Here is a 23,779-nt window from a genome sequence, read left to right as displayed (position 1 = left end):
TTTATATAAATTTTTTGTACTGCTGAAGCGAACGTTGACCATAACGGAACTTATGAAGCTCTTTACCAACATTAGTGGTCTCGTTTTGCATCAGCTCTACAATTCTTTTGGTACGAATGAGCAAGTCTTGCCACTCTGCTTCCTGCTTAACCGATGGATTGCTTTCAACAATGGTTAACAGGTTTTGCAATAACTGTTCCCTGATATCGACCAAACGTTGAATTTCTTCAGCGTTAAAGTCGACTTTTTCCAGTTCTTGCGTAATTAGTTGATCAATATCACTAATTTCAATGAGTTCGTTTTTCATCTATTGACCCAACGCGTTCATCAACGCCCCCAACTGTCCTTGCATCTTGCCTGTGGCATCTTGCATTGCAGCGAATTTTGCGTGGGTACGTTTTTCTAAACTGTCCATGCGGCGATCTAATGCCGCTTGGTCGTCGCCCAATCTATAGTTCTGTTCTGTCAGGCTCTTTTCACGAGTACGGATGCTGCCCGTGAAGCCCGTGATGCCTTGAATCGCATCTTCCACACGTTTGGCAAAGCCGGTGTTGCCGCCGAAGAACTTCTCTAACTCGTTAAAGTTGTTGTTCAGTTGGCGATCCAACATGTCGTAATTGATTTCCAACGAACCTTGGCGTGTGGTGGTAATACCGAACTCAGTTAAAGATTTCAGGTCTTCTGGGGCTTTTTCAATGGATGTTGAGAACACCGATTTCAGGCGCGCATCAGCGTTACGTACTGTGCTATCGCCCGCGAGCGGCCCTTTCTGGCCTGCTGTCGGATCGACGCTAGCGAGCGCTTTTGAGGTTTGGTAGAACGAGTTGTATGCTGAAACAAAATTTTCGATGTCTGCACGAACGCTTTGGCGATCGTACTCTACGCCAATTTCAGCTGGCGGTTTACCCAGTTCGGATTTGCCTTTCAACGTGAGGTTTACACCTTCAATGGCGTCTTCAATCACGTTGTTATGGCTCGACAGTTGTGCAACGCCATCAAGCATCACTTGCGAATCCTGACCCGCTTGCACTTCAGTCATGCCTGAATACACTTCAAAGGCTTTTTGCGCCTCTGCGATCTTTGCCTCTGCGACATCAATTTTCTCAAGACGCTCACGCTCTTCAGGATCGAGCTTGGCACGATGGATTTGTTTCGCTTGCTCTTCCGTCAACTCGCCCCGCTCAACTTTTTGGTCAAGCTCTTGCTTTTCATCGGCAATCTTTTGCTCAATTTCAGCTTTCTCTTGTTCGAGCTGTTGCTTGGCTTCTTTGGTCGTCACGTACGAATCGGTCAGCGTACCAGAGGCAGCATTGTTCCAACCCGGTACGTCTGGAGCTTTAGCAATGGCTTCTTCGTCCAGCTCTAATTCTGGCGGACGGTAAGAGTCGAGAAGTGTACCTGAAGCGGTTTCAGTCCAACCTGGGATACTGTCTTGCGGGCGCATACCCGCTCGTTTATTGGCAGCATCAATTGCTTCTTGCCCTGCTTTCGCCGCAGCGGCACCAGCTGCAGAGATCGGTTCATCCGCTGCGCCATCTTGCGCATTCTCTGCCGCTTTTTGTTCTTCAGGAGGTATAGGATTGCCGTCTGCATCCACCTGTTCAGGCTGGTCTGCATCGGTCTTTGACTCTAGTTCTTTCAAAGGTCCAAGTACGGCTTCTGCCGCTTCACGAGCTTCTTCAAGCGCGTTCACTCGGTCTTCCAGAGTTTTGTATTCGAAATGTTTCAGAGGGTTACCGGCTTCGGCATCCACACTAACTTTAATTTGATGGTCCTTGCCTGAAAGGTTTGAGGCAAGGATCAAACGCGGCCCTTCTACGTCGTTAATTACGGAAGCACGTACGCCCGGGTTATCCTTAGCGCCGTTAATTCCACGAACGACATCAACTAGCTTAGAGCTAGAACGGACATTAACGTCGAAGGTGTCATCACCAAGAGAAATCTGCAGCTTACCAGCCCCAAACTTGGCGTCTTCTGGCAAAACGTCAGAAGCCACTTTATGGCTCTGTGCAAGCTGCAACACATCGATAGCATACTTACCGGCTATAGCGTCAGTAGTTGCGGTTGCGGATACGATTTTATCATCGGTGGTTTCTACCGTACGAACGGCAAAAGCCTTCTCCTGACGAAAATTCGCCATGAGATTTTTCATCGTATCCAACGATTCTCTGAGTCGCCCATAGGCACTGATGCTGGCGTCAATTGTCATACGCTCGTTGTCGATGCGTTGCTGCTTTGGCACACGCTCGGCATCTACAATTTTGCTGACCATGGAATTGATATCCATGCCGCCAGACATCCCCAAAGGGCCTAAACTCATCAAATCACCTCAAAAACGACTTACACCTTTTCAACTAACAAACCGCGGTTAGCTGTGTGCTCAGCTAGGCGACGCAATACCACGAGCATTTCTTCATCAGGGATCTGACGAATTACATCACCGGTTGTGGCTTCGTAAATCGTCACGACGTCTCGGCCCGATTCTTCATCGACTCGAAACGCTACCCCTTTATTCATGGCGCTCACAAATTCATTCATTTGCTCGACCATTTTTTCGCGTTCTTCTTTGTTCAGCTCTTGGCGAGATTCCGCCATTTCAATCGCAGCTTGAACAGAGAGTTCACGCTCGGCATCGTTCGGTTTTTCAACGGGAACGGTGCCGTTAGAACTTGCTGTGCTAGGCGTGCCTATGCCATTTTCTTTAGCAACTTTTGTGCCACTCGGTGTGCCGTAAGGCTGGATGTTCGATGCGTAGGAGGATATTTCCATTACAATCTCCCTTCCACCTTATGAGCTAACGATTAGGTCTATCGCTTTGGTGATGGTATCACTAGGCTGAGTCGACCCAATTAGCCCAACAAGCTCAGCGCTGCAGATGGTGACTGCTTCGCTTGTGCCAAGATTGAAGTACTTGCTTGTTGAAGGATTTGCGACTTAGTCATTGCTGTCGTTTCCTTCGCGTAGTCAGTATCTTTAATACGGCTGTTAGACGCGTTAACGTTCTCGTTAATGTTGTCTAGGTTGCTGATAGCGTGGTTGAAACGGTTTTGGAATGCACCAAGAGACGCACGTTGGCTATCTACTGATTTTAGTGCGCCATCGATGATAGCTACCGCTTCTTGAGAACCTGCAACTGATGTTACGTCGATATCTTTAACTGTTACGTCTTTTGCATCGCCGAAACCAATTTCACCCGCTAGGTTGCCAGAGAACTCAACATCGCCAGTTACTTTTTGAGAAGCAGCAAATACTTGTAGCTTACCGTCTTCGCCTACTGATGCTTTCACATCGTCGCTCTGACCGTTGATGTAAGTTGCTAGCTGCTCGATATCATCGCCTTGTTTCGCGTTGATAGTCAGCTCTTTCTCTTCACCTTGCTTGTTGGTGTAGCTCATCTTAAGTTCAGTTTTGTCACTTACTGTCCAAGACGCGTCTTTACCGTCTTCTGCTGCGTAGCTCTTACCGCCCATTGCAGAAGTATCAGAACGTAGGTTACCCATAGAAAGCATTACTGCTTCACCAGAGTCCGCACCGATTTGGAAAGATTGAGTACCGTAAGTACCGTTAAGAAGCTTGTTACCACCAAATGAAGTTGTTTCAGCGATACGGTTTAGTTCGTCGTTAAGTGCTGTAACTTCTTCTTGGATCGCTACACGTTCTGATTTTGAGTTCGAACCGTTCGCAGATTGAAGCGATAGGTCACGCATACGTTGTAGGATGTTGGTAGATTCATTCATTGCACCTTCAGCAACCTGTGCAATAGAAATACCGTCGTTCGCGTTTTTCACAGCCATGTCTAGACCACGGCTCTGTGCGTTCAAACGGTTAGAAATCTGTAGACCGGCAGCATCGTCTTTCGCGCTATTGATTTTATAACCCGAAGACAAACGCTCCATTGATTTTTGTTGACCTTCAGCCGCTTGGTTTAGGTAACGCTGTGCGGTCATCGCAGAAACGTTAGTATTAACGTTAATCGCCATAGTTGATCTCCTTAAGGCTTTAGTTGATGCACCGTCGTGTCTCTCACCTCACTTAGGTACATCTCATTTCTCTCAGTCCCTTTAACGGCGGCCTATAAATATCCTTTAGGAGAAATTTTCAATTTTTTGCGATTATTTTCTTTGGCTTACTGAAGTGTGATGAATCTCTAATATTGTAACTGAAGGTAACTCAAGCTTATCTAAACCTAAAAAACAGACATAAAAAAACCCAGCCAAAGCTGGGTTTACTCGCTCATCTCTCACCACGAGCCAATGAGGTTCTTGTCTTAGGTTAGAAATTAACCTAGAAGACTTAGCGCTGAGTTTGGCGCTTGTTTCGCTTGCGCAAGGATTGAGCTTGACGCTTGCGATAGAATTTGTGACTTGGTCATTTGAGTCGTTTCTTTCGCGAAGTCTGTATCTTTGATACGGCTCTTCGACGCGTTCACGTTCTCGTTGATGTTATCCAAGTTGCTGATTGCGTGGTTGAAACGGTTTTGGAAAGCACCTAGCTCTGCACGGTGGCTGTCTACGTATTTCAATGCCGCATCAATGATAGCCACAGATTCTTGTGCACCACCTACTGATGTTACGTCGATAGTATCAACCGTTACTTTTTTACCGTCGCTTAGACCTAGCTCACCAGATAGGCCGCCAGAGAATTCCACGTCGCCTTCTACTTTGTTGTTACCAGCGAAAACTTGCAGCTTACCGTCTTGGTCTACTGACGCTTTTACTAGGTCAGTTTGACCGTTGATGTACGTCGCTAGCTCTTCGATATCGTCACCCGCTTTCGCGCTGATGTTGATTTCTTGCTCTTGACCAAAGCTGTCAGTCAGGCTGATTTTCATGTCGTTTTTGCCAGCTTCAACGTTCCAGTTTTTGTCTTTACCGTTTTCAGCTTGGTAGCTCACACCGCCCATCATTTTGTTGTCTGAGCGCATGTCTTTTAGGTTAAGCATTACTGCTTCACCGTTGTCCGCACCGATTTGGAAAGACTGAGTGCCGTAAGTACCATTAAGTAGGCGGTTACCACCGAAAGACGTCGTTTCAGCGATACGGTTTAGTTCGTCGTTTAGTGCCGTTACTTCTTCTTGAATCGCAACACGCTCAGATTTTGAGTTAGAGCCGTTCGCAGATTGAAGAGATAGGTCACGCATACGTTGCAGGATGTTAGTTGTCTCGTTCATTGCACCTTCAGCAGTTTGTGCAATAGAGATACCGTCGTTCGCGTTACGAACAGCCACATCCAGGCCACGGCTTTGTACGTTCAAGCGGTTCGAGATTTGAAGACCCGCAGCATCGTCTTTCGCGCTGTTGATTTTGAAACCTGAAGACAAACGCTCCATAGAAGTTTGTTGTGCTGAGTTTGCGTTGTTTAGGTAACGCTGAGCGGTCATCGCTGATACGTTTGTGTTTACATTCACTGCCATGGTGATTTCTCCAATTGATTTTCCGATGTAGCGGTTTCCGACGTCTCGGAAAACCAAGTAGTTCTCTCAAAGTTACTTTTATTAACGGCGCATGCCCTGTTTTCTTTAGAAAAAATTTTAGATTTTTTTGAAAATAATTCGTTTGGAGGGGTAATCGTGACGAAGCGGATAAAAAAGCAAAAAAACTTTCATTTTTCGCTAAAGCTTCTTTTCGAATTGTCGATACAGGCTGATTTTGCGTTAAATTCGTGTGGTACGAATCATTAACCAAGCAGCGTCAAAGCAAGGTTTGGCGCTTGTTTTGCTTGTGCCAGAATAGAAGTACTGACCTGTTGCAAAATCTGCTGCTTCACCATTTGCGTGGTTTCTTTGGCGTAATCAGTATCTTGAATGCGGCTGTTCGAAGCCGCTAGGTTTTCGTGGATATTATCCAGATTATTGATCGCATGATTAAAGCGGTTTTGATACGCACCTAACTCAGCACGATGGCTATCAACGTACTTCATCGCAGTATCTAGGACGGCCACGGCTTGTTGCGCACCACCGACAGACGTAATGTCGATGTTATCAACCGCATCGTAACCTTTTAGCTGTAACCCCAGTTCACTCGCTAAATCACCTGAAAACGATAAAGTGCCTGAAGTTTCTTCTCCAGCCATAAATAGCTGTAACTGACCTTCTTCATTCACAGATGCCGTGACTTTGTCAGTTTGACCATTGATATAAGTCGCAAGCTCTTCGATATCATCGCCAGCTTTGGCATTAATTTGAATGGTTTCCGTTTCACCAAAACGATTAGTAAATGACATGCTAAGATCATTCGCACCGTCTTTTACTTTCCAATCAGAACTTGCACGTCCGTTTGCAATGTAACTAAAACCGCCCATATCAATGCCATCACTGCGCATCGACTTTAATTCAACTTGCACGGCTTCACCTGACGCTGCACCGATTTGAAATGCCGACTTACCAAAGCTGCCATTGAGCAGTTTACGCCCACCAAAAGAAGTAGTTTCCGCAATGCGGTTTAGCTCATCGTTGAGTGCAGAGACTTCCTCTTGCAACGCAGTGCGTTCCGCTTTGCTGTTTGAACCGTTAGCAGACTGTAGCGACAAATCACGCATGCGCTGCATGATATTGGTCACCTCATTCATCGCGCCTTCCGCAGTTTGCATAATGGAAATGCCGTCGTTCGCATTACGCACGGCAACATCTAAACCACGCATTTGCGATTGCAGACGGTTGGAGATTTGCAGACCCGCAGCGTCATCCTTTGCGCTGTTAATACGCTTCCCTGAAGACAAACGCTCCATGGATTGGTTCAGCATGTCAGTTGCACTGGTCAAATGACGCTGTGCGACAAGTGCTGCCACATTGGTATTAACGGTGATCGCCACAAATATTGATCCTGAAATTAAGGCTTTGGATACTTATCGACCAAATTTCAGAAAGGTTTAGTGTTTTTTGAGAAAGAGATTTGGCTAGATATTTCAGGACGAGACAACAAATAGCAAAAAGCCTAGTGATGACACACTAGGCTTTGCATTTATGAGCAATGGCGACTCAGGTTATTTTCTGACTTCGCTGCTTGAGTTGGCCGCAAGAGTAACTGTCACATAACTCACTTGTTGTCCGTTAACGAGCTTGTGCTCAGCAGAAACAGACTGCCCATCTACAATAAGCGTCGGGTAATCGCCATAGAACCAAGCTTCCCACTCTAAGTTTTGCTCGGAGGTATTGGTTAGCGTCGACCGTTCTAAGCCATCATGACGCAAAGTTAGCTCGTGCTCTCCCATCGGAAGTTGCTCAACTTGAAGCCAGTCAATATCGGTTGTTAGATGAGACGCGGTTACAACTCGATGGTTTTCCGCATCAGGCTTGATGCCCATCAACCCCTCAATGGTATTCGAAATAAAGGTAAAAGAGATTTCAGGATAGTCACCGTTAGTACCTTGAGTTGGACGCTCATGGGGCTCGTCTTTGATATCCATGATGTACTGCATCCACTTCCATGCTTCCGCATTGCGATTGTAAGGGAAATAGGTTTCAGGGATATAAGTGTAAGCCTCAATGTTGTATGGCGCTTCAGGCGTACTTCCAATTCCATCACCCAGATTTTCTGCAATAAAGTCTAAGTAGCGGTCGTTACGCTCTCCGGGCTCGGTAATTAACTTCATTGGCATAAACCAGCTGTTTTCTTTGCCGAAGTCATTCATTCGGAAGCCATCACGCTGAACGATATTCACGTAATTGTCCTGCGGTTTATTTGGATCCGCGATACTCCACTCTTCATTAAAGAAGTCTTTAAGTTGCTGTGCTTTCTCTTGCCAAAGCGCCGCCTCGCTGTACTCTTCACGAGCTCCAAGCATTGCAGCATACGCGACCGTCGCTTGGTACTGAGAGCCAATGCCATCACCGGCTTCAATTGGGAATTCGCCACGCTCGTTGTAAGTTGCGGATCCTTCAAAAATACCACCATAACCTTCGGCAATACCGTTAGGATCTTGATCGTCGTGAAGCGCGATATAATCCGTCAGTACCTTGGTGTAAAAACGCCATAAATCTGGGTCCTCGATGTAACGCTTGTCACCTGTCCATTGATATTGCTTCCATGCTTTTTCCACAAACTCAAATTGCGCAGGCACTTCACGTACAAACCAGCTGTCATCTTTGTAGTCAATGGTATGTGGCGTGCCATCAAAGTTAACCGCCCACAAGGTATACCATTTTCTCGATTCCGTAGAATGCTTAGCGAAGGTCTTAAACATCGAAAAGTTTTCGGCATCTAGACCTGCGATTTTGGCTCCGCTGACTTGATGTAAGAAGTCGCGAGAGTAGAAAGCCGTTCGGTCAAAATAACCAGCCCAATAAGATGGGATGTAATCAGCCGTGCCATCACCGTCATTATTGTTCTCATCACGATTAACCAGATCATGCTGCCCCGTCATAACGAAGCGACGTGTTTTATCAATTGCCCATTCAAACGAATCTTGAAGCTTCTGATTGGACGACGTGACGACAACCAGCTTCTCTTTTTCAATCGCCGTTAATGTCCATTTTTCTTCTTTACCATTTGCATCTGTCACTACCGCTTGCACTGGTTGAGTAAAGTCCACGACTTCACCTACATCCAAGCTTGGTCGACTTTGTTCAGAAACCAAAAGGGTACTCACCGTTATGGCACTTAAATCGGTACCATAAGGGACTTGGAACTCGACGGTTCGCTGAGTTTTATCAATGCCCGTCACACCGACCTGTTGCTCGGCTTTAAATTGAATGATTTGATTAAAACTAACAGGCTGGCTCTTGTTCACTCTTACCAAAGACACACTGTCGACGCTCACCCCTCCGGCATCAGATCCCGTAAACCAGACTTTAATTTGCTCGCCTTTCTCTAGTGGAATAGCTGGCAGAGTATTTGGCTTATATATTTCACCCTCTGTATTTTCGTCTTTGGTTTTTTCAATCGTCTGGCTGACTAGAACCTCATCGGCCAGATTACTCAAGCCAAGAATGGCGTCATCACTTGGGCTGCTGATGAACGCGGATAAATCATAAAAGCCCGTCTCAGGAATAGTGACTGTTTGGCTTACATGATGGTTAGTTCCGGTGGCAATCCTCGCCATCGACTCACCAACATAAGCGTCTTCATACTTCACATTGGCAAACCAGTAGCTCCATCCTAAACCGTCATTTTCAAAGGTAGAATTTGAGACAAGGTTATCGCCTTTCGAAGAATCATCATCAGACGAGCTATTACAACCGGGCAAAGCAAGGGCGACAAGAATCGCTGAAGCAAGTATTTTCAGTTTCATTTTTTTCTCGTTCGTAGGGATAGCGTGATTATTGGATAACGTTTATTCGGGATGCTGCCGGCGACATGAAATGAAGACGCCGGCATGTTTATTGTTAATTTTTAATAACTATAAGGAGCGTTAAACCGCTTGAATGGATTCTGGAGAAACTTTCGTTTTCTCATCAGAATCCTTGGCTACGATATGGTCGTATTTCTCAGTCAGATGATCCTGAATTTTTTGGTGGTAAGCACCGTTGAGTTTGTAGAAGCGGAAGTACACAACCAAAGCGATAGCAAAGAAGAATGCTGGCAGACCAACCATGATGCATTGCATGCCAAAGACGGTTTCAGGGCTTTGTTCCATGTTCGGTACATAATCCACTGCGGTCAGTGCGATACCAATGAAGAAAGCCGCAAAAGCTGAACCAGCTTTAACCACCAGCGTTTGTACTGAGTACGCGATACTCTCGCAGCGTGAACCTAGCTTGTACTCACCGTAATCCACTGTATCCGCCACCATAATGACGTTCAGCACCCAAAATAGCGCCGTACCGATTTGCAATAACACACCCGCTGTAGAAATCAGCAGAATGCTTTGCTTGTCGTACATGCCCACGTAGATAAGGACTGCACTACCTAGGATTGGGAAGCTCGATGCACACGCCCACAGCACTCGACGTGAGAACATTTGCGCCAATTTAGGGAACAACACCAATGTAATTAGGTTCGCGATACCAGCGTAAGCCATGTAGTAAGGGAAAAGTTCCTCATTACCGACCACATAGGTGAAGTAGTAAACCGCAAAGGCTGTGATGATGTTGGTTGCGAGGTTGTATGAAAGTGCCATACAAAGCACGCTGGTCAGTTGATCATTTTTATAGATAAGCGAGAGAAGCTTCTTCAGTGAGACTTTTTCTTCAGGTTTCGTTACGTCAAGGTTGCTGGTTGAGTAGCGCTCTTTCACGTTACGTAGCGTGATATATGTTGAGACGAGGAAACAACCGACAAGCAAAATCGCAAACACTTGGAAGCCAAATCCTTTGTCATCGCCACCGACATAATTGACGAACGGCATTGCGATAGCGGCGGTAACAATCCATGCAAGACTGGCGAAGAATCGTGGGTATGGCACAAGCTCTTCACGCTCACGTTTGTCCAGAGTGAGTGTCGGAACCAGTGACCAGAAAGGAATATCCATTAAGGTGTAGGTCATGCCCCACAAAATGTAAGTCACTGCTGCATAAGCAATAAGCCATGGCCCCTCGATGTGATGCGCACTAAACAACATGAGCAACACCACTGAGTTGGTGATGGTGCCAATTAAAATCCAAGGTTTAAATTTACCCCAACGTGTGCGGGTGTTGTTCACGATCCAGCCCATTATCGGGTCATTCACTGCATCCCAAATACGCGCAATTAAGAAAATGGTTCCCACCACGGCAGCCGAAATACCAACAACATCGGTGTAGTAGAACATCAGGTACATGTAAACGATGGTGATAGCGAAGTCTTTACCAAATGCGCCAAAGCCGTAGCTTAGCTTGGTATTCATAGAGATACTCATTTGTTACTCCTTACGCCCCCTCATCGAGAAGGCGCAGTATATTCACGTTATTGTCGTTTTTATTGATATTGGTTTTGTGATTCTGTATTTACTGATGCACCCACGCAGGCAACCAACCTTCATGTGCTTCAATCAAATCGTCAACAAGGGCATAAATCTCTTCGAGTCCAAGCACTGCTGCGGTATGAGGATCAAGCATGGCAGCATGATAGATACGATCTCGGTTCTCAGTGAGGATGGCTTCCGTCAGCAGAGTCTGAACATTGATGTTGGTCTGCATTAATGCCGCTAAGTGATTTGGTAATCGGCCAGCTTTGATAGGTTGAATGCCGTTTGCGTCCACCAGACAAGCCACTTCCACACAACAACCTTGTGGCAAGTTGTCAATTAACGCTTCATTCTTCACGTTGCCGTAAATAACACTTGGCGTGCCTGTCCAAATTGAGTTCATGATGGTGCTCGCGTATTCATGCGACTCTTTGACGGTGATTTGATCCGCGTTTTTGAAGTCTTCGAGGTCTTTTTTCCAATCAGCAATTTGTTCTACACAACGTTTAGGATATTCATCAAGTGGCACTTTATAACGTTCAATCAGATCTGGGCGATTTGGTTTGATGAAATATGGGGTGTATTCAGAAAAATGTTCTGATGATTCCGTTACGAAGTAGCCCAGCTTCTTAAACATCTCGTAGCGGACTAAGTTGGTGCAACGACCGTTGTGATGCAAACCCAGCTTCGGCGCTTTGCCTGATTCAAATGCCTCAAGCAAATCAGGATAAATGTCGACATACTCCCCCTGCTCGTTTTTCTTTTCGAACGTCAGGTAATAAGCCATGTGGTTTATGCCAGCACAGGTGTAACGAAGGTCTGAATATTCGATATCAAGGTCGCGAGCCAGCTCTTCCGCCGTCCCTTGCACGGAATGGCACAAGCCCACTTGTTTGATGTGAGGGTATTTCTCATACATCGCCCAAGTGTTCATCGCCATTGGGTTAACGTAGTTGAGCATGGTGGCATTTGGACACACTTCAGTCATGTCTTCACACACGCTCCAAAGGTGAGGAATCGTGCGCAGTGAGCGCATGATGCCGCCAGGGCCTAATGTGTCGGCGATGGTTTGCTCCAAACCGTGACGCTTACAAACCTCAAAGTCCGTTACAGTGCATGGTTCATACCCACCGATTTGGAATGCGATGACGACAAAGTCTGCACCTTGCAATGCTTCTTTTTGGTTTAGGTGGCAAGTAATCGTCCCCGTCGCACCGGATGATTCCATCAACTTGCTTACGACTAGGTGTGATTCCTCCAAGCGGATTTCATCAATATCCATCAAGGCAATTTGCGCCCCTTTAAAGGCCGGCTTATGGAACACATCGCCAAGAATGTTCTTCACAAAAATCGTAGAACCCGCACCGATGAATGTGATTTTTGGGCTTTTCATAGTTGAATCCTTTTTGCTTTCATACTTTTGTTTCGATGCATTTAAGTTACACCTGTCGCAAGGCCGAATTCGTCTCAGATAAACCAATCACTCTCCCGTTTCCTAACATTTAAAATCAACCAATAAAAAATCGGGTATTCGTAAAATGATGTGTACGCAAGTCGATAACGCTGATACAGTTTAAAGGTGTTTAATTCGTAAAAGAGTGTGTATTGATGGCAAAAGAAATTACCCATAACGACTTATGTAAAAAAGCAGTTGGCTGGCTAAAGCGCTCGCATAGTGCTGGCGGTTGTGGATGCCCTAATGCGTTTTCAGAGGTGCAATCTGGTTCTAATGGTGGTGAAATTGTTGACGCGATCGGATTAAGAACCGCTTATGGAACTGAAACCATAGTCATAGAGGCAAAAGTTAGTCGTAGTGATTTTTTAGCAGATAGAAACAAGCCGTTTAGGGCTAACCCAGAATTAGGTATGGGTAATTTTCGATACTACATCTGCCCAGAGGGGTTAATATCTGAATCAGAACTTCCGAATAAATGGGGTCTTTTATATGTTGGTTTGAGAGGAAAGATAACCGTTGTTCGTGGTCATAGGTTAGGTAAAAGTTCTGATTGGAAGTTTGAATGCAATCGTGATGCAGAGCTTGGGATGGCTTCTCTACTTCTTGCAAAATCGGGGAACTTTGAACAGTTAAACGATGTTTTTCGATATAATCAACGACTTGAAAAGAAAGTAAAGGAGTTAGAGGCGAAGGTTCATGAACTTGAGTTCCCGAATAAAATGGAACAAATGATTAAAGGGCTTGAGGACTTAGCCGTATCTCAAAAACCTATCCCTCGCGTCTCTCGATAACCATGTTAAATCTCGAAAACCTAAAAGTGATTGAGCGTGAAGAATATGACGATCACTGTATATTCCACGCTCAATCTATATCCCCTAACCGCACTTGTTCCGAGTGCGGATCAATCAATACAGTAATCGTCGGCAAGGTAAACCAACCTTACAACGACACTCGTATGTACGGCAAAACCATCAAGATTCAATTCGATAGAAAGCGACTTCGCTGCAAGGATTGTAGCAAGACTCGCTTTGAACAATTGGACTGGCTCTCTAATGATTTTCGTATGACTAAACGAGCAGAAGACTACATCATGCGAATGTGTGGGAAAGTGTCGTTTACACATGTAGCCACTGAAATGGGTATCACCGAAGGCACTATACGTAACGTATTCGCCAACTACGTGGATATTATCGAAGGTAAGCACGATTGGCTTGCTCCTCGCGTTCTTGGTATCGATGAGACTCATTTCAGCAAGAAGATGCACCTTGTCATGACGGATATTGAGCGTAGAACCCTACTCGATATGCGTAAAGATAGATCTCAGGATGCCACTCAGAAAGCCATTATGAGGCTGAATGGATGGAAAGATATTGAGATCGTCTGTATCGATATGTGGCGACCGTATTACCGCGCTGTGAAACAGCTATTGCCTAATTCAGTTGTAGTTATCGACCGCTTTCACGTTGCCAAGATGGCTGGTGAAGCTATGGAGAAAGCACGTAAGGCGATACGAGCCGAACTATCAGACAAGGAGCGTAAGAAGCTCAAGAATGACCGAAAGATACTGCTTAAGCGTAGAGCAAACATCAAGGGCTTAAACGAGCTGGCGTCATTCCATTTCTGGACAGAGGAATACCCAACGTTGATGGAAGTGTATAACGCTAAAGAGGCTTTTCTCGATATGTGGGATATGCCTACCAGAAAAGAAGCTGAGGACTACTGGGAGAACTGGAAAGCAGTATCTACACCACCTGTCAGAAAATACTTCAAAGACGCCATACGAGCCGTTGATAACTGGCATGAGCCTATCTTTAATTGGTGGGACTATCCTTACACCAACGCAGTTACGGAGAGTCTGAACAACACAATCAAGGGTGTGTTTAGGAATGGTCGTGGTTATAGCTTTGAAGTGCTTAGAGCGAAGCTGCTTTACAACAAAGGCGGCTTGGAAGTGTCAATGAAGTCCTTGAACAAACCAACCCATGATCCACTGTTCGAATTGTTGAAGAAAGACGATCCAAAAGTAACAATGCATGGCTTAAGACATAGAGCCTTTAAAGCTCTGTTTAGAGACATGGTTACTTTGCTTGAAAAACAACCAAATACACACGAATAGGGTTTGTGAAGTGTGGGTATCAATTCTGTATGTTTATTAATCGATACTCACACTATTTCGAATACCCAAAAAATCTTAGGAAATGGGATATTTTTGTGTAAATCACGGATAAAGAAGGAGGGAAGATACACTGAGGCTTGCTAGCACGGCGATTTAAGTCACATAACCAAAATCTTATAAAACAGAGTAATCGGTGTTTTTGAAGCTGTTCTGAGTTTTGTTTCAACAGATTTAGTACAAAGAACTTATACAGTTTCCTAAGAGGTGGGCGATGGCGAAAGTAGAGTCCAAGGCAGAGTTAGATCCATTGAAAGTCGTGATTCAAGATAAGTATTCTTCCGAAACGGTTTCTGTAAGCCCACTTTCGCTGTACTCATCCTATGAAAAAATCGATATCGAGCTTAGGCCGCCCCACTCTATGCCGGGTTATCACTGGCACGGGCAAGTAGAGGTGAACATTCCTTTTGGCGACGATGTCGAGTACATCATTAACGGCAGCCCAGTCGAGGTAAAAGCAGGCTCGATAGGATTGTTTTGGGCGTCAGTTCCTCATCGGCTCACCAATCCGGGCAAGAGTCATAATATGGGGATCATCAATATTCCGATTCACCACTTTATGTCTTGGACGCTAAATCGAGACTTCGTCAATCAGATCACTCATGGTTGTGTGCTGCAATCAAACGCCAGTTCATTAGTCAGCGAGTTTGAGTTAGCACGCTGGGCAAAAGAAATAAACCACTGTTCGGAAAGTCGCCAGCAATTAGCGATTGATGAAATTGGCTTGATGTTAAAAAGAATGTGTTTAGATGGATGGCAACAACTGAGTATCAATCGACAAGAGAAATCGACCAAAAAAGGCGTCTCCAAACACTCGCAGTTTTACGTCAGTCAAATGCTGGAATACATTGCCACCCATCATAACCAGCCGATCACGATAAAAGATATCGCAGAGCACATTGGGCTGCACACTAACTACGCGATGAACGTGTTCCAACGAACCATGCAGATGACCATCAAGCAATACATCACGGCAATGCGGATTAACCACGCCAGAGCACTGTTGAGTGATACCGACCGGACAATTTTAGATATCGCGTTAACGGTAGGTTTTAATTCTAGCAGCCGATTTTATGAGACTTTTCAGAATTATATTGGTGTAACGCCAACGCAATATCGCAAGAAGTCACGCGAAGATCATCGCTGGAGCAGTCACACTACCAGCCCACTTTACGAACTAGAGAAAGGCGCCATTGATGGCAAAAGACCACTGACAGTCAGTTAGTCTTATCAGGCAAGAATAAGAGGAAACAAAAAAGGCAGATCACTCTGCCTTTTAATCATTGGAGGGTTAGCGAAGAATTACTTAATCGCCAATTCCGCTAGCATTTCTTGTGAAGGAGCGAAGAAGTACGCACCTGTCACCGCTTTAGTGAAGCGAAGCAGTTGGTCAGTCTTACCATCTGTCACACCGTACATACTCTCAAGCATCACTTTGATGTTGTGGATAGTATTGCAGTAAGAGATGAACAGCAGACCGTGTGCGCCCGTTACTGTGCCATATGGCAAGCTGTGACGAACGATCTTAAGGCCTTTGCCTTCTTCTTTGATGTCCACACGACCTACGTGAGAAGCGGCTGGAACATCTTCTAGCTCGATAGAATCTGGCTTAGTACGGCCAATCACTTTCTCTTGTGCAGATACGTTCAAACGGCTCCATGCAGGAAGGTTGTGTTCAAAGCGTTGAACCATCACGTAACTACCACCAGCGAAAGCACCGTCTTTGATCAATGCTACGTCAGCACGTGCGTCGCCTTTCGGGTTCTCTGTGCCATCAACAAATTCTGTCATGTCACGAGCATCTAGGTAACGGTAGCCGTATGTTTCGTCAACAATTGTTACGTCTTCTGCTGTGTCCACTAGGAACTTACGCAGAACGTAGAAGTGCAAATCGTGGCGCGTTGAATGACAGTGGATCAGCACATCAACGTCTGATGCCGGAGCAATCACGTCACCTTCACCCAGTTGTGGGAAATCAATCAACTCTTCTGGCATTTGCATGTTTAGGTGCTGCCAGAAAGACTTAGTGAATGCGATAGAAATCGTTAGGTCTGCACCTGGTTGGTTCGCATTGAGCTCTTTTACTAGCTCAGGTAGCGCTTTTAGTTTCGCCAGTACGTTTTCACGGTTTTGGTTCACTTTTAACTGAGTGTAAAGTGCAAATGGTCCTGCTTCAGGCACAATCGCCGTTTGAGCTTGTGACATTGAGAAATCCTCTATACATTGCCCCATGCGGGAATTTTTTGTTCTTAATTCTTCGATGGCTGTTCTTCTTTGTGCTCAGCTTGTGGCACGTTGAAACAGTCTTTCACCCATCTTCCATTAAAAAGATAGATCATAAACCAAGCTAACAGGGTAATAGTGAGCGCGTTTGCCCAGTTGAATACACCATGTTCTAAGTAGACATGATACATGGTCTGAACCAATTGAATACCGCACAAGATCAAAGTCATGGCACGACCACGCTGGGTAATTTGATTCACCCAACCTCTGTCTGGATGACGTAAGCCCATCAACCACATCAATAATAAACTTGGAATACCCATCGATAGTCCGAGATATAGCGTATTTGAGTCGGGATAAACAATCGATAATATCTTGCTACCGCTGTCTCTACTCACTCCTGCCATGGCAAACACCACCCAAGAGCGCGCTAGGAACATCCACCCTAGCCATAACATAATTGGCGCTTTCAAAAATCCATGAGCGTCGTACTGATCAAATGAGTAACGCACAATATCGTCTTCTTAGTTTCATAAAAACGCCACTTTAACTGATCGCTTCAGAGTTGCAACCCAGCAAAGCTGAGAACTAAAGTTCATTTCATCATCTTACGCAGGTAAACTAGGTTTAGATTTACAGTGACGTCGATGGAAACATGAAGAAGAAAAACACAGCAGCACCCGTTCCTTCCCAAGAAACCCAAACAGAAGCGATGAAGATTGCTAAATCCACGCAAAAGCCAGGGCAAACCAAAGAACAGACTAAACTGATCGCTCAAGGTATTGAGAAAGGCATTGCTCAGTACAAGAAGCAGCAGAAAGAGCGCAATCGACAAGCCGATAAAGCGAAGAAAAAACAGCAGAGAGAAAAACAACGCCAAGTCGATGACGTAGTTGAACAAGATTCAGCAAACGTTGAAGCACCAACGAGCAAACCTGCCGTCTTACCTTGGGCGCTATTGGTTTTGAGTTGGGCAGGTTTTGCGGCTTACATCATAATGGGGAAATAGCATGCAACGTTATGTGATGATAGGAAGCATCGCATTGGCTTTGATGGGGTGTTCATCACCATCCATACTGCCAACTGAACTAGGTAGTGATGTGCAGATCCGCATTGATAGTCAGTTCAATCCAGAGCAATGCGAGTACCTAGGTGAAGTCACTGGCAGCGAAGGACATTGGTATAATTACTTGTTCTACACCAACGATGCCATGATGCATGGTGCGATGGCCGATTTGAAAAACAACGCCGCTTTGCTCGAGGCCGACACCGTTTACATGGTCTCACCTCAAGACTTTGTGACTTCTTTCAGCGTGCTAGGTACTGCCTACCGCTGCCAATAAGCGTTTTCCAGACGTAAAAAAAGCCAGCAATTGCTGGCTTATGCACGAAATCCAAGACTGCTAGCGATATCTCCCTCTCGCTCAAGAACCCATTGACTGTCAAAAGGTCCCCAATCCGAAAGTTGGTAATAGCCGTCGTTATGACGTCGACCATCTTGAACGAAGATGAGTTCGATGCCGATCCCCGGTAATGCCTTGAGTACATCTTGAATAGTACGACGAGGCCACCCCGTTCTTTCGATCAATTTTGGTACATTTGGCCTTTCTAGGTTTTCCACCAACAAGGCCAAATATAGCCGCCTTGCAAAAACAGGACTCAATTCCATTGACACCTCCTAAAATTGTGCTGATTCATTATTTCTTTTTTGCTCGGCGAGATGTTGCGTTTGATCAATAACTCGACTTTTCCGTGCTATTTAGCCGAGTTTTTTATCAATCTGATCACCATTTGGTGGAGGAATGAGCTACAAAATAAGCCTGAATAGAGCACTGACCTGTGAAATATTCGCCGCATGATTTTGTCACATTGGTTGCTTCTTGATAGGATGCTTGAACAGCCAAAAACAATGCAAAATCGGGCGTTCCATAGCGCAAACCGATAAGTAAAGTACAAAGAGAAAAGGAAATAATATGACGATCACTATGTTCGGCATCCCAAACTGCGACACGATTAAAAAAGCCAAGAAATGGCTAGAAGCGGAAAACGTTGCTTTTGATTTTCACGACTACCGCAAACAAGGTATCGATGCGGCAATGGTAACTGAATTTTGTAACGCACTAGGTTGGGAGCAAGTTCTGAACAAGCGTGGCACGACTTTCCGTCAACTGACTCAAGAGCAAAAAGATTCTCTTAACGAAGAAAACGCAATAGCGCTGTTGGTAGAAAACCCAGCGATGATTAAGCGCCCAATCTTGAAAGTTGAAGACCAACTTCATATCGGTTTCAAAGCAGACCAATACGCGACCATTTTTAACTCTTAATTTAAGGAACACTCAAGGATGACAGACAGTCCAGTACTGGCACTTGCTAAAGACCTGATTAGCCGCCAGTCCGTAACGCCTGAAGATGCAGGCTGCCAGGAAGTAATGATCGAGCGATTGAAAGCGCTTGGTTTTGAAATCGAAGTCATGGTATTTGAAGACACCACTAACTTCTGGGCTCGCCGTGGTACAGAAGCGCCACTGTTTGCTTTTGCCGGCCACACAGACGTTGTGCCAGCGGGTAAGTTAGAACAGTGGGATACACCACCATTTGAGCCGACCATTATTGATGGTTACCTTCACGGTCGCGGTGCGGCTGATATGAAGGGCTCACTGGCTTGTATGGTGGTTGCGGTTGAACGCTTTATTGCTGAAAACCCAGACCACAAAGGCTCGATCGGCTTCTTGATCACTTCAGACGAAGAAGGCCCATTCATCAACGGTACCGTTCGCGTTGTTGAAACGCTAATGGAACGCGGCGAGAACATCGACATGTGCATCGTTGGCGAACCTTCAAGTACAGAAGTGGTTGGTGATGTAGTGAAAAATGGCCGTCGCGGCTCAATCACTGGTGACCTAACCGTAAAAGGTACACAAGGTCACGTGGCCTACCCTCACCTTGCAAACAACCCAGTTCACCAGTCTCTAATGGCTATCCATGAGCTTGCCACCACAGAGTGGGACCAAGGTAACGACTACTTCCCTCCGACTAGTTTCCAGATCCCGAATGTTTCAGCAGGGACTGGCGCATCTAACGTCATTCCTGGCGAGTTCAACGTTCAATTCAACCTGCGCTTTAGCACTGAGCTGAGCAATGAAGTGATCGTTCAACGCATCACTGAGACGCTGGATAAACACGAGCTAGACTACGATCTAAAATGGACCTTCAACGGCGACCCGTTCTTAACTGACACTGGCGCATTGCTAGACGCAGTGGTAGCAGCAGTTGATGAAGTAAACAGCACTAAACCAGCGCTTCTGACAACAGGCGGTACATCTGATGGTCGCTTTATCGCCCGCATGGGTGGTCAGGTAGTTGAACTTGGCCCTGTTAATGCGACGATTCATAAAGTGAACGAGTGCGTGAAAGTGGACGATCTAGAAAAGTTGACTGACATGTACGAGAACACGTTAAAGCATCTGTTAGCAAAATAGCGCCTACGTGTGTAGCAAGTAGTATTTAACGAGAACACCATGACACCAGAGCAACTTACCGGAATCACTGACTCGCATCTGCAATCCACTTTAGTGGGTCAAAAAGCCTTTATGCTTCATCCAGAGGTCGCAGATGATTTGTTGCAGATGATTGATGCGGCAAACAAAGCGGGCTTTAAGATGGAAATCGCCAGCGGCTTTCGCGATTTCAACCGCCAAAAAGCGATCTGGAACGGTAAGTTTGCTGGTGACTTAACGATCTTAGATTCTCACTCCCAGCCTCTAGACAAGGCGAAACTCAGTGATGAAGAAAAGCTGATGGCCATTCTTCGTTGGTCTGCCTTACCGGGCGGAAGCCGACATCATTGGGGTTGTGATTTTGATGTCTACGCGCGTAACTTGCTACCGTCAGACACACAATTGCAGTTAGAGCCGTGGGAATACTTAGAAGGTCACCAGTTACCTTTCTATCAATGGTTAGCAGCCAATTTAGAGCGCTTTGGTTTCTTCTTCCCTTATCAGCAAGATCTGGGTGGCGTTGCCATTGAACCCTGGCACATCAGCCATCGCTTTATAGGGCAGCAATGCCTAACCCATTTGACGCCCGAAGTTCTGAGAAATCAGCTCATTGAGCAAAATCAGATCGATAACATTGCAGGGATTGACGTCATATTGAATAATTTGGATAAGGTCGTTACCAAATTCATTCACAATATCACGCCGCCGGAGGCTCTATGATCGAACTCTTAACCAACCCTTGGGTCATTATCATCATAGTGGTCAGTATCGTGGTGGGAAATATTGCTGCGCTCAAGTACACCGCAAAAATGAAGTTTGGTCAGATGGATAAAGGTCGTAAGAACGATTTAGATAAGCTGAACGAGCTGGATAAAGAACGCTACGGCGAAAATGGTGAGAAGAAAGACGACTCTCGTTAATATCTCATTTGAGCTTACTCCGAACTCAAACCAAGGTACTGAGTACTTTCCATTAAAACAAATACTAAAAAGGGACCAAGAAGGCTGTCTCTTATACACAAATCCCTAAGCTTGTAGCTTAGGGATTTTTTTTTGAACTCTTTCAAGTGTGTGCGATCTGATCACTTAAGAATCCTTACTGAAACACTAAGATGACACACTCAGACGCTAAACTTTGGGCGCAAGAACAATTTGGACAAGCACAACTTAAAGATCCTCGAAGAACACAACGCCTCATCAGTTTAGCGACTTCCATTGCTAATCAACCAGGAGTCTCCGTGGCTAAACTTCCTTTTTCTCCCGCCGATATGGAAGGCGCATATCGCTTTATCCGTAATGAAAACATCGATGCAAAAGACATCGCTGAAGCTGGCTTTCAATCAACCGTATCCCGAGCTAAAGAGCATGAAGAATTACTTGCGCTTGAAGATACAACAACGCTCAGTTTTCCTCATCGAAGTATAAAAGAAGAGCTCGGGCACACGAATCAAGGCAATAGAACCCGAGCTCTCCATGTACATTCGACGTTACTTTTTGCACCACAAAGTCAGACCATTGTTGGTCTTATCGAGCAACAACGATGGAGCCGAGATATTACTAAGCGTGGGCAAAAGCACCAACACGCGACTCGTCCTTACGAGGAGAAAGAGAGTTACAAATGGGAGCAAGCTTCTCGCCGTGTCGTTGAGCGCCTAGGGGATAAGATGTTAGATGTTATCTCGGTCTGTGACCGAGAAGCAGACCTATTCGAATACTTAACTTATAAACGTCAACATCAGCAGCGCTTTGTCGTTCGCTCAATGCAAAGTCGTTGTCTAGAAGAACACGCTCAAAAGCTTTACGACTATGCGCAAGCGTTACCAAGTGTCGAGACAAAGGAGCTTACCATCCCCCAAAAAGGAGGGAGAAAAGCGAGAGATGTAAAGCTTGACGTTAAATATGGTCAGGTGACATTAAAGGCTCCGGCAAACAAAAAAGAGCACGCAGGCATACCTGTTTATTATGTTGGTTGCCTTGAGCAAGGGGCATCAAAAGACAAGTTAGCATGGCACCTCTTGACGTCGGAGCCAATAAACAACGCTGAAGACGCCATGAGAATTATCGGTTATTACGAGCGTCGATGGCTGATTGAAGACTTCCATAAAGTCTGGAAAAGTGAAGGTACGGATGTGGAGTCACTAAGACTCCAAAGTAAAGGTAACTTAGAGAGGTTAAGTGTCATCTATGCCTTTGTTGCGACTCGTTTATTGGCGTTACGTTTCATTAAAGAAGTTGATGAGCTATCAACAGAAAGTTGTGAAAAGGCCTTGGGCACAAAAGCTTGGAAGCTGCTGTGGTTGAAACTAGAAAGCAAGACATTACCTAAAGAAGTACCCGATATGAGCTGGGCGTACAGAAATCTTGCTAAATTAGGCGGTTGGAAAGATACCAAGAGGACGGGCAGAGCTTCAATAAAGGCACTATGGGAAGGATGGTTTAAACTGCAAACCATCCTTGAAGGCTACGAGCTCGCAATGTCTCTTGATCACTAGACTTGTGATCAAGAGACAGCCAAGAAGGTCCCTTTTGTTTATCTGTGTCTAACTACTTAGCTGTCTTAAGCAATTAATCTTTCACTACCGCAGCCAATACTGGCGCAAGTGACTTCAAGAATTCTTCTTCTACTGGCTTACCAGAAGAGTCGGTAATGTTGATAGAAGTACGGTTACCCAGATCACCCAATAGGAAAGTGTATTTACCTGCTGCTAGGTCTACTGGTTTCACACCGATGTCATTCCAGAAAGCATCATCAGGTGATGCGTATTTCGCTGTCACCGTACCTTGAGATTGGCTGCGCTCTTCGATAGTGAAGCCCATCTTCGGCATGATGTCTGGTAGGCGGTTCCACACTACGTTGTATTGAGCACGAGCGATGATCACTGGTAGACCGCTGCGGTCTTTACCCATGGTAATAGGGATGTGCTTCACTAACTCTTGTGCTTTACGCTGTGCTTCTTCACGAACGTGCTGGTCATAACGAGCAGTAACCAAGTTAGTCATAAACACGTTGTAACGCTCACGGTTAGTACGTGTTACCTCTTTAACTTGATTGCCTTCACGCCAATCAATCAAGCTCACTTTAAAGCCATGGCGACCGTTCATCTCACCACGAGTAATTTCGTAGCGGCTGCCGATTTCCATGTCTTCATCTGGTGAGTTCCAAGTTACCCAACCCGTTTCGATACGATTGTCGGTTTGGTTTTCTACTGGGATCTTGTTTTCAGCAACCATGTCTTGAACGGTTTGCCAAACTTTATCCAATTCATCCTTGCGAAGCAGCCACAGTGTTACTTCACCGTCATTGCTGCGATCTAGGCGAGCACCAGGGATCAATTCCAATACTTGCTGCGGCGGACGAATATCCACTTCTTTACCAATACCACCAGCGTACTCACCTTGTGGGATGCGGTAGTTAGGGTAAAACTGAGGAACAGCACCTGCGGGAACACTCCACTCTTCAAGAGGTGGGGTGTTCAAGTACTCGAAGTCGTCTTTTGCTTGACGACGCTGGTTTGCACCACCTGAACAGGCAGTCAATACGAATACAGCTAGTGAACTTAACACTAACTGGCTTGAAAGCTTCATTTATACTCCTAAAACACTGAGGGCT

Annotated in this window: 23 protein-coding genes; 10 read left to right on the top strand and 13 right to left on the bottom strand. The window is 45.5% G+C overall.

Annotated elements, in window-relative coordinates; all coding sequences use genetic code 11:
• Position 1: 1 nt before the first annotated feature.
• From KJB05_RS04950 to KJB05_RS04910, 9 genes are all read right to left on the bottom strand, one after another.
• A complete protein-coding gene (locus tag KJB05_RS04950) occupies positions 2 to 307 on the bottom strand; it encodes a flagellar protein FliT (protein ID WP_005438664.1) in 306 nt (101 codons plus the stop codon).
• Complete coding sequence (gene fliD / locus KJB05_RS04945; protein WP_208446139.1) at positions 308 to 2,320, bottom strand: flagellar filament capping protein FliD; 2,013 nt, start codon at positions 2,318 to 2,320, stop codon at positions 308 to 310.
• A gap of 20 nt (positions 2,321 to 2,340) precedes the next feature.
• Positions 2,341 to 2,769 carry a flagellar protein FlaG gene (gene flaG / locus KJB05_RS04940; RefSeq protein ID WP_009707380.1) on the bottom strand — a complete coding sequence of 143 codons (429 nt, stop codon included), beginning with the start codon at positions 2,767 to 2,769 and terminating at the stop codon, positions 2,341 to 2,343.
• A gap of 80 nt (positions 2,770 to 2,849) precedes the next feature.
• Positions 2,850 to 3,980, bottom strand: a complete 1,131-nt coding sequence (locus KJB05_RS04935) for a flagellin (protein WP_038896146.1) — start codon at positions 3,978 to 3,980, stop codon at positions 2,850 to 2,852.
• A gap of 299 nt (positions 3,981 to 4,279) precedes the next feature.
• Positions 4,280 to 5,413: a flagellin gene (locus KJB05_RS04930; RefSeq protein ID WP_208446138.1), complete on the bottom strand. Its 1,134-nt coding sequence runs from the start codon at positions 5,411 to 5,413 to the stop codon at positions 4,280 to 4,282.
• A 263-nt stretch (positions 5,414 to 5,676) separates the two neighbouring features.
• The gene (locus KJB05_RS04925; protein ID WP_039840105.1) at positions 5,677 to 6,810 is read right to left on the bottom strand and encodes a flagellin; all 1,134 of its coding nucleotides are present in this window, start codon (positions 6,808 to 6,810) and stop codon (positions 5,677 to 5,679) included.
• A gap of 171 nt (positions 6,811 to 6,981) precedes the next feature.
• Complete coding sequence (locus KJB05_RS04920) at positions 6,982 to 9,228, bottom strand: hypothetical protein (protein WP_208446137.1); 2,247 nt, start codon at positions 9,226 to 9,228, stop codon at positions 6,982 to 6,984.
• A gap of 120 nt (positions 9,229 to 9,348) precedes the next feature.
• Positions 9,349 to 10,773, bottom strand: a complete 1,425-nt coding sequence (gene melB / locus KJB05_RS04915; protein ID WP_122067139.1) for a melibiose:sodium transporter MelB — start codon at positions 10,771 to 10,773, stop codon at positions 9,349 to 9,351.
• 88 nt (positions 10,774 to 10,861) lie between these two features.
• A complete protein-coding gene (locus tag KJB05_RS04910) occupies positions 10,862 to 12,214 on the bottom strand; it encodes an alpha-glucosidase/alpha-galactosidase (protein ID WP_208446136.1) in 1,353 nt (450 codons plus the stop codon).
• 215 nt (positions 12,215 to 12,429) lie between these two features.
• Between KJB05_RS04910 and KJB05_RS04905 the strand changes: the two genes are divergently transcribed.
• The 3 genes from KJB05_RS04905 to melR all read left to right on the top strand — a co-directional run bounded on the left by KJB05_RS04905 (position 12,430) and on the right by melR (position 15,675).
• Positions 12,430 to 13,068, top strand: a complete 639-nt coding sequence (locus KJB05_RS04905) for an adenylosuccinate synthase (protein WP_208446517.1) — start codon at positions 12,430 to 12,432, stop codon at positions 13,066 to 13,068.
• A 2-nt stretch (positions 13,069 to 13,070) separates the two neighbouring features.
• On the top strand, positions 13,071 to 14,393 hold the full coding sequence (locus KJB05_RS04900; protein ID WP_208446516.1) for an ISL3 family transposase: 1,323 nt from the start codon (positions 13,071 to 13,073) through the stop codon (positions 14,391 to 14,393).
• A 271-nt stretch (positions 14,394 to 14,664) separates the two neighbouring features.
• Positions 14,665 to 15,675 carry a transcriptional regulator MelR gene (melR, locus tag KJB05_RS04895; protein ID WP_208446441.1) on the top strand — a complete coding sequence of 337 codons (1,011 nt, stop codon included), beginning with the start codon at positions 14,665 to 14,667 and terminating at the stop codon, positions 15,673 to 15,675.
• A gap of 77 nt (positions 15,676 to 15,752) precedes the next feature.
• Here melR and KJB05_RS04890 read toward each other — a convergent pair whose 3' ends face one another.
• The gene (locus KJB05_RS04890) at positions 15,753 to 16,655 is read right to left on the bottom strand and encodes a Dyp-type peroxidase (RefSeq protein WP_208446440.1); all 903 of its coding nucleotides are present in this window, start codon (positions 16,653 to 16,655) and stop codon (positions 15,753 to 15,755) included.
• Positions 16,656 to 16,699: 44 nt separating this feature from the next.
• Positions 16,700 to 17,185 (bottom strand): DUF2919 domain-containing protein, encoded by a 486-nt coding sequence (locus tag KJB05_RS04885; RefSeq protein WP_208446439.1) that lies wholly within the window; start codon positions 17,183 to 17,185, stop codon positions 16,700 to 16,702.
• A 143-nt stretch (positions 17,186 to 17,328) separates the two neighbouring features.
• On the opposite strand from KJB05_RS04885, the gene KJB05_RS04880 reads away from it, so the two are divergent.
• Entirely contained in the window at positions 17,329 to 17,682 is a 354-nt protein-coding gene (locus KJB05_RS04880) for a DUF2956 domain-containing protein (protein ID WP_039986318.1), read from the top strand.
• Between the two features lies 1 nt (position 17,683).
• Positions 17,684 to 18,016: a DUF4156 domain-containing protein gene (locus KJB05_RS04875; protein ID WP_005436874.1), complete on the top strand. Its 333-nt coding sequence runs from the start codon at positions 17,684 to 17,686 to the stop codon at positions 18,014 to 18,016.
• Positions 18,017 to 18,054: 38 nt separating this feature from the next.
• Here the strand turns inward: KJB05_RS04875 and KJB05_RS04870 are convergent, their stop codons facing one another.
• The gene (locus tag KJB05_RS04870) at positions 18,055 to 18,342 is read right to left on the bottom strand and encodes a helix-turn-helix domain-containing protein (RefSeq protein WP_005445349.1); all 288 of its coding nucleotides are present in this window, start codon (positions 18,340 to 18,342) and stop codon (positions 18,055 to 18,057) included.
• A 304-nt stretch (positions 18,343 to 18,646) separates the two neighbouring features.
• Here KJB05_RS04870 and KJB05_RS04865 point away from each other — a divergent pair, with 304 nt between their 5' ends.
• From KJB05_RS04865 to KJB05_RS04845, 5 genes are all read left to right on the top strand, one after another.
• Positions 18,647 to 18,997 carry an ArsC family reductase gene (locus tag KJB05_RS04865; RefSeq protein WP_005436871.1) on the top strand — a complete coding sequence of 117 codons (351 nt, stop codon included), beginning with the start codon at positions 18,647 to 18,649 and terminating at the stop codon, positions 18,995 to 18,997.
• Positions 18,998 to 19,015: 18 nt separating this feature from the next.
• Entirely contained in the window at positions 19,016 to 20,152 is a 1,137-nt protein-coding gene (gene dapE, locus KJB05_RS04860; RefSeq protein WP_005436869.1) for a succinyl-diaminopimelate desuccinylase, read from the top strand.
• Between the two features lie 39 nt (positions 20,153 to 20,191).
• The gene (locus tag KJB05_RS04855; RefSeq protein WP_208446438.1) at positions 20,192 to 20,890 is read left to right on the top strand and encodes a M15 family metallopeptidase; all 699 of its coding nucleotides are present in this window, start codon (positions 20,192 to 20,194) and stop codon (positions 20,888 to 20,890) included.
• Positions 20,887 to 21,090 carry a DUF2897 family protein gene (locus KJB05_RS04850; RefSeq protein WP_033005406.1) on the top strand — a complete coding sequence of 68 codons (204 nt, stop codon included), beginning with the start codon at positions 20,887 to 20,889 and terminating at the stop codon, positions 21,088 to 21,090. The genes KJB05_RS04855 and KJB05_RS04850 overlap by 4 nt, the downstream gene beginning before the upstream one ends.
• 191 nt (positions 21,091 to 21,281) lie before the next feature.
• Positions 21,282 to 22,661, top strand: coding sequence for an IS4 family transposase (locus KJB05_RS04845; protein ID WP_213053077.1), 1,380 nt, complete (start codon positions 21,282 to 21,284; stop codon positions 22,659 to 22,661).
• 73 nt (positions 22,662 to 22,734) lie between these two features.
• Here the strand turns inward: KJB05_RS04845 and bamC are convergent, their stop codons facing one another.
• Positions 22,735 to 23,754, bottom strand: coding sequence for an outer membrane protein assembly factor BamC (gene bamC / locus KJB05_RS04840; protein WP_005436864.1), 1,020 nt, complete (start codon positions 23,752 to 23,754; stop codon positions 22,735 to 22,737).
• Positions 23,755 to 23,779 lie beyond the last annotated feature (25 nt).

It is taken from the genome of Vibrio sp. B1ASS3 (genome assembly GCF_905175355.1).
GTDB lineage: Bacteria > Pseudomonadota > Gammaproteobacteria > Enterobacterales > Vibrionaceae > Vibrio > Vibrio owensii.
Note: the sequence above shows the minus strand (reverse complement) of the source record. Positions and strands in the feature narration are given on the sequence as shown.

What these genes read in the sequence shown, in the direction of transcription:
- KJB05_RS04950 (WP_005438664.1), bottom strand. Translation starts at nt 307, where the DNA reads ATGAAAAACGAACTCATTGAAATTAGTGATATTGATCAACTAATTACG.
- fliD (WP_208446139.1), bottom strand. Translation starts at nt 2,320, where the DNA reads ATGAGTTTAGGCCCTTTGGGGATGTCTGGCGGCATGGATATCAATTCC.
- flaG (WP_009707380.1), bottom strand. Translation starts at nt 2,769, where the DNA reads ATGGAAATATCCTCCTACGCATCGAACATCCAGCCTTACGGCACACCG.
- KJB05_RS04935 (WP_038896146.1), bottom strand. Translation starts at nt 3,980, where the DNA reads ATGGCGATTAACGTTAATACTAACGTTTCTGCGATGACCGCACAGCGT.
- KJB05_RS04930 (WP_208446138.1), bottom strand. Translation starts at nt 5,413, where the DNA reads ATGGCAGTGAATGTAAACACAAACGTATCAGCGATGACCGCTCAGCGT.
- KJB05_RS04920 (WP_208446137.1), bottom strand. Translation starts at nt 9,228, where the DNA reads ATGAAACTGAAAATACTTGCTTCAGCGATTCTTGTCGCCCTTGCTTTG.
- melB (WP_122067139.1), bottom strand. Translation starts at nt 10,773, where the DNA reads ATGAGTATCTCTATGAATACCAAGCTAAGCTACGGCTTTGGCGCATTT.
- KJB05_RS04910 (WP_208446136.1), bottom strand. Translation starts at nt 12,214, where the DNA reads ATGAAAAGCCCAAAAATCACATTCATCGGTGCGGGTTCTACGATTTTT.
- KJB05_RS04905 (WP_208446517.1), top strand. Translation starts at nt 12,430, where the DNA reads ATGGCAAAAGAAATTACCCATAACGACTTATGTAAAAAAGCAGTTGGC.
- KJB05_RS04900 (WP_208446516.1), top strand. Translation starts at nt 13,071, where the DNA reads ATGTTAAATCTCGAAAACCTAAAAGTGATTGAGCGTGAAGAATATGAC.
- melR (WP_208446441.1), top strand. Translation starts at nt 14,665, where the DNA reads ATGGCGAAAGTAGAGTCCAAGGCAGAGTTAGATCCATTGAAAGTCGTG.
- KJB05_RS04890 (WP_208446440.1), bottom strand. Translation starts at nt 16,655, where the DNA reads ATGTCACAAGCTCAAACGGCGATTGTGCCTGAAGCAGGACCATTTGCA.
- KJB05_RS04880 (WP_039986318.1), top strand. Translation starts at nt 17,329, where the DNA reads ATGAAGAAGAAAAACACAGCAGCACCCGTTCCTTCCCAAGAAACCCAA.
- KJB05_RS04875 (WP_005436874.1), top strand. Translation starts at nt 17,684, where the DNA reads ATGCAACGTTATGTGATGATAGGAAGCATCGCATTGGCTTTGATGGGG.
- KJB05_RS04870 (WP_005445349.1), bottom strand. Translation starts at nt 18,342, where the DNA reads ATGGAATTGAGTCCTGTTTTTGCAAGGCGGCTATATTTGGCCTTGTTG.
- KJB05_RS04865 (WP_005436871.1), top strand. Translation starts at nt 18,647, where the DNA reads ATGACGATCACTATGTTCGGCATCCCAAACTGCGACACGATTAAAAAA.
- dapE (WP_005436869.1), top strand. Translation starts at nt 19,016, where the DNA reads ATGACAGACAGTCCAGTACTGGCACTTGCTAAAGACCTGATTAGCCGC.
- KJB05_RS04855 (WP_208446438.1), top strand. Translation starts at nt 20,192, where the DNA reads ATGACACCAGAGCAACTTACCGGAATCACTGACTCGCATCTGCAATCC.
- KJB05_RS04850 (WP_033005406.1), top strand. Translation starts at nt 20,887, where the DNA reads ATGATCGAACTCTTAACCAACCCTTGGGTCATTATCATCATAGTGGTC.
- KJB05_RS04845 (WP_213053077.1), top strand. Translation starts at nt 21,282, where the DNA reads ATGACACACTCAGACGCTAAACTTTGGGCGCAAGAACAATTTGGACAA.
- bamC (WP_005436864.1), bottom strand. Translation starts at nt 23,754, where the DNA reads ATGAAGCTTTCAAGCCAGTTAGTGTTAAGTTCACTAGCTGTATTCGTA.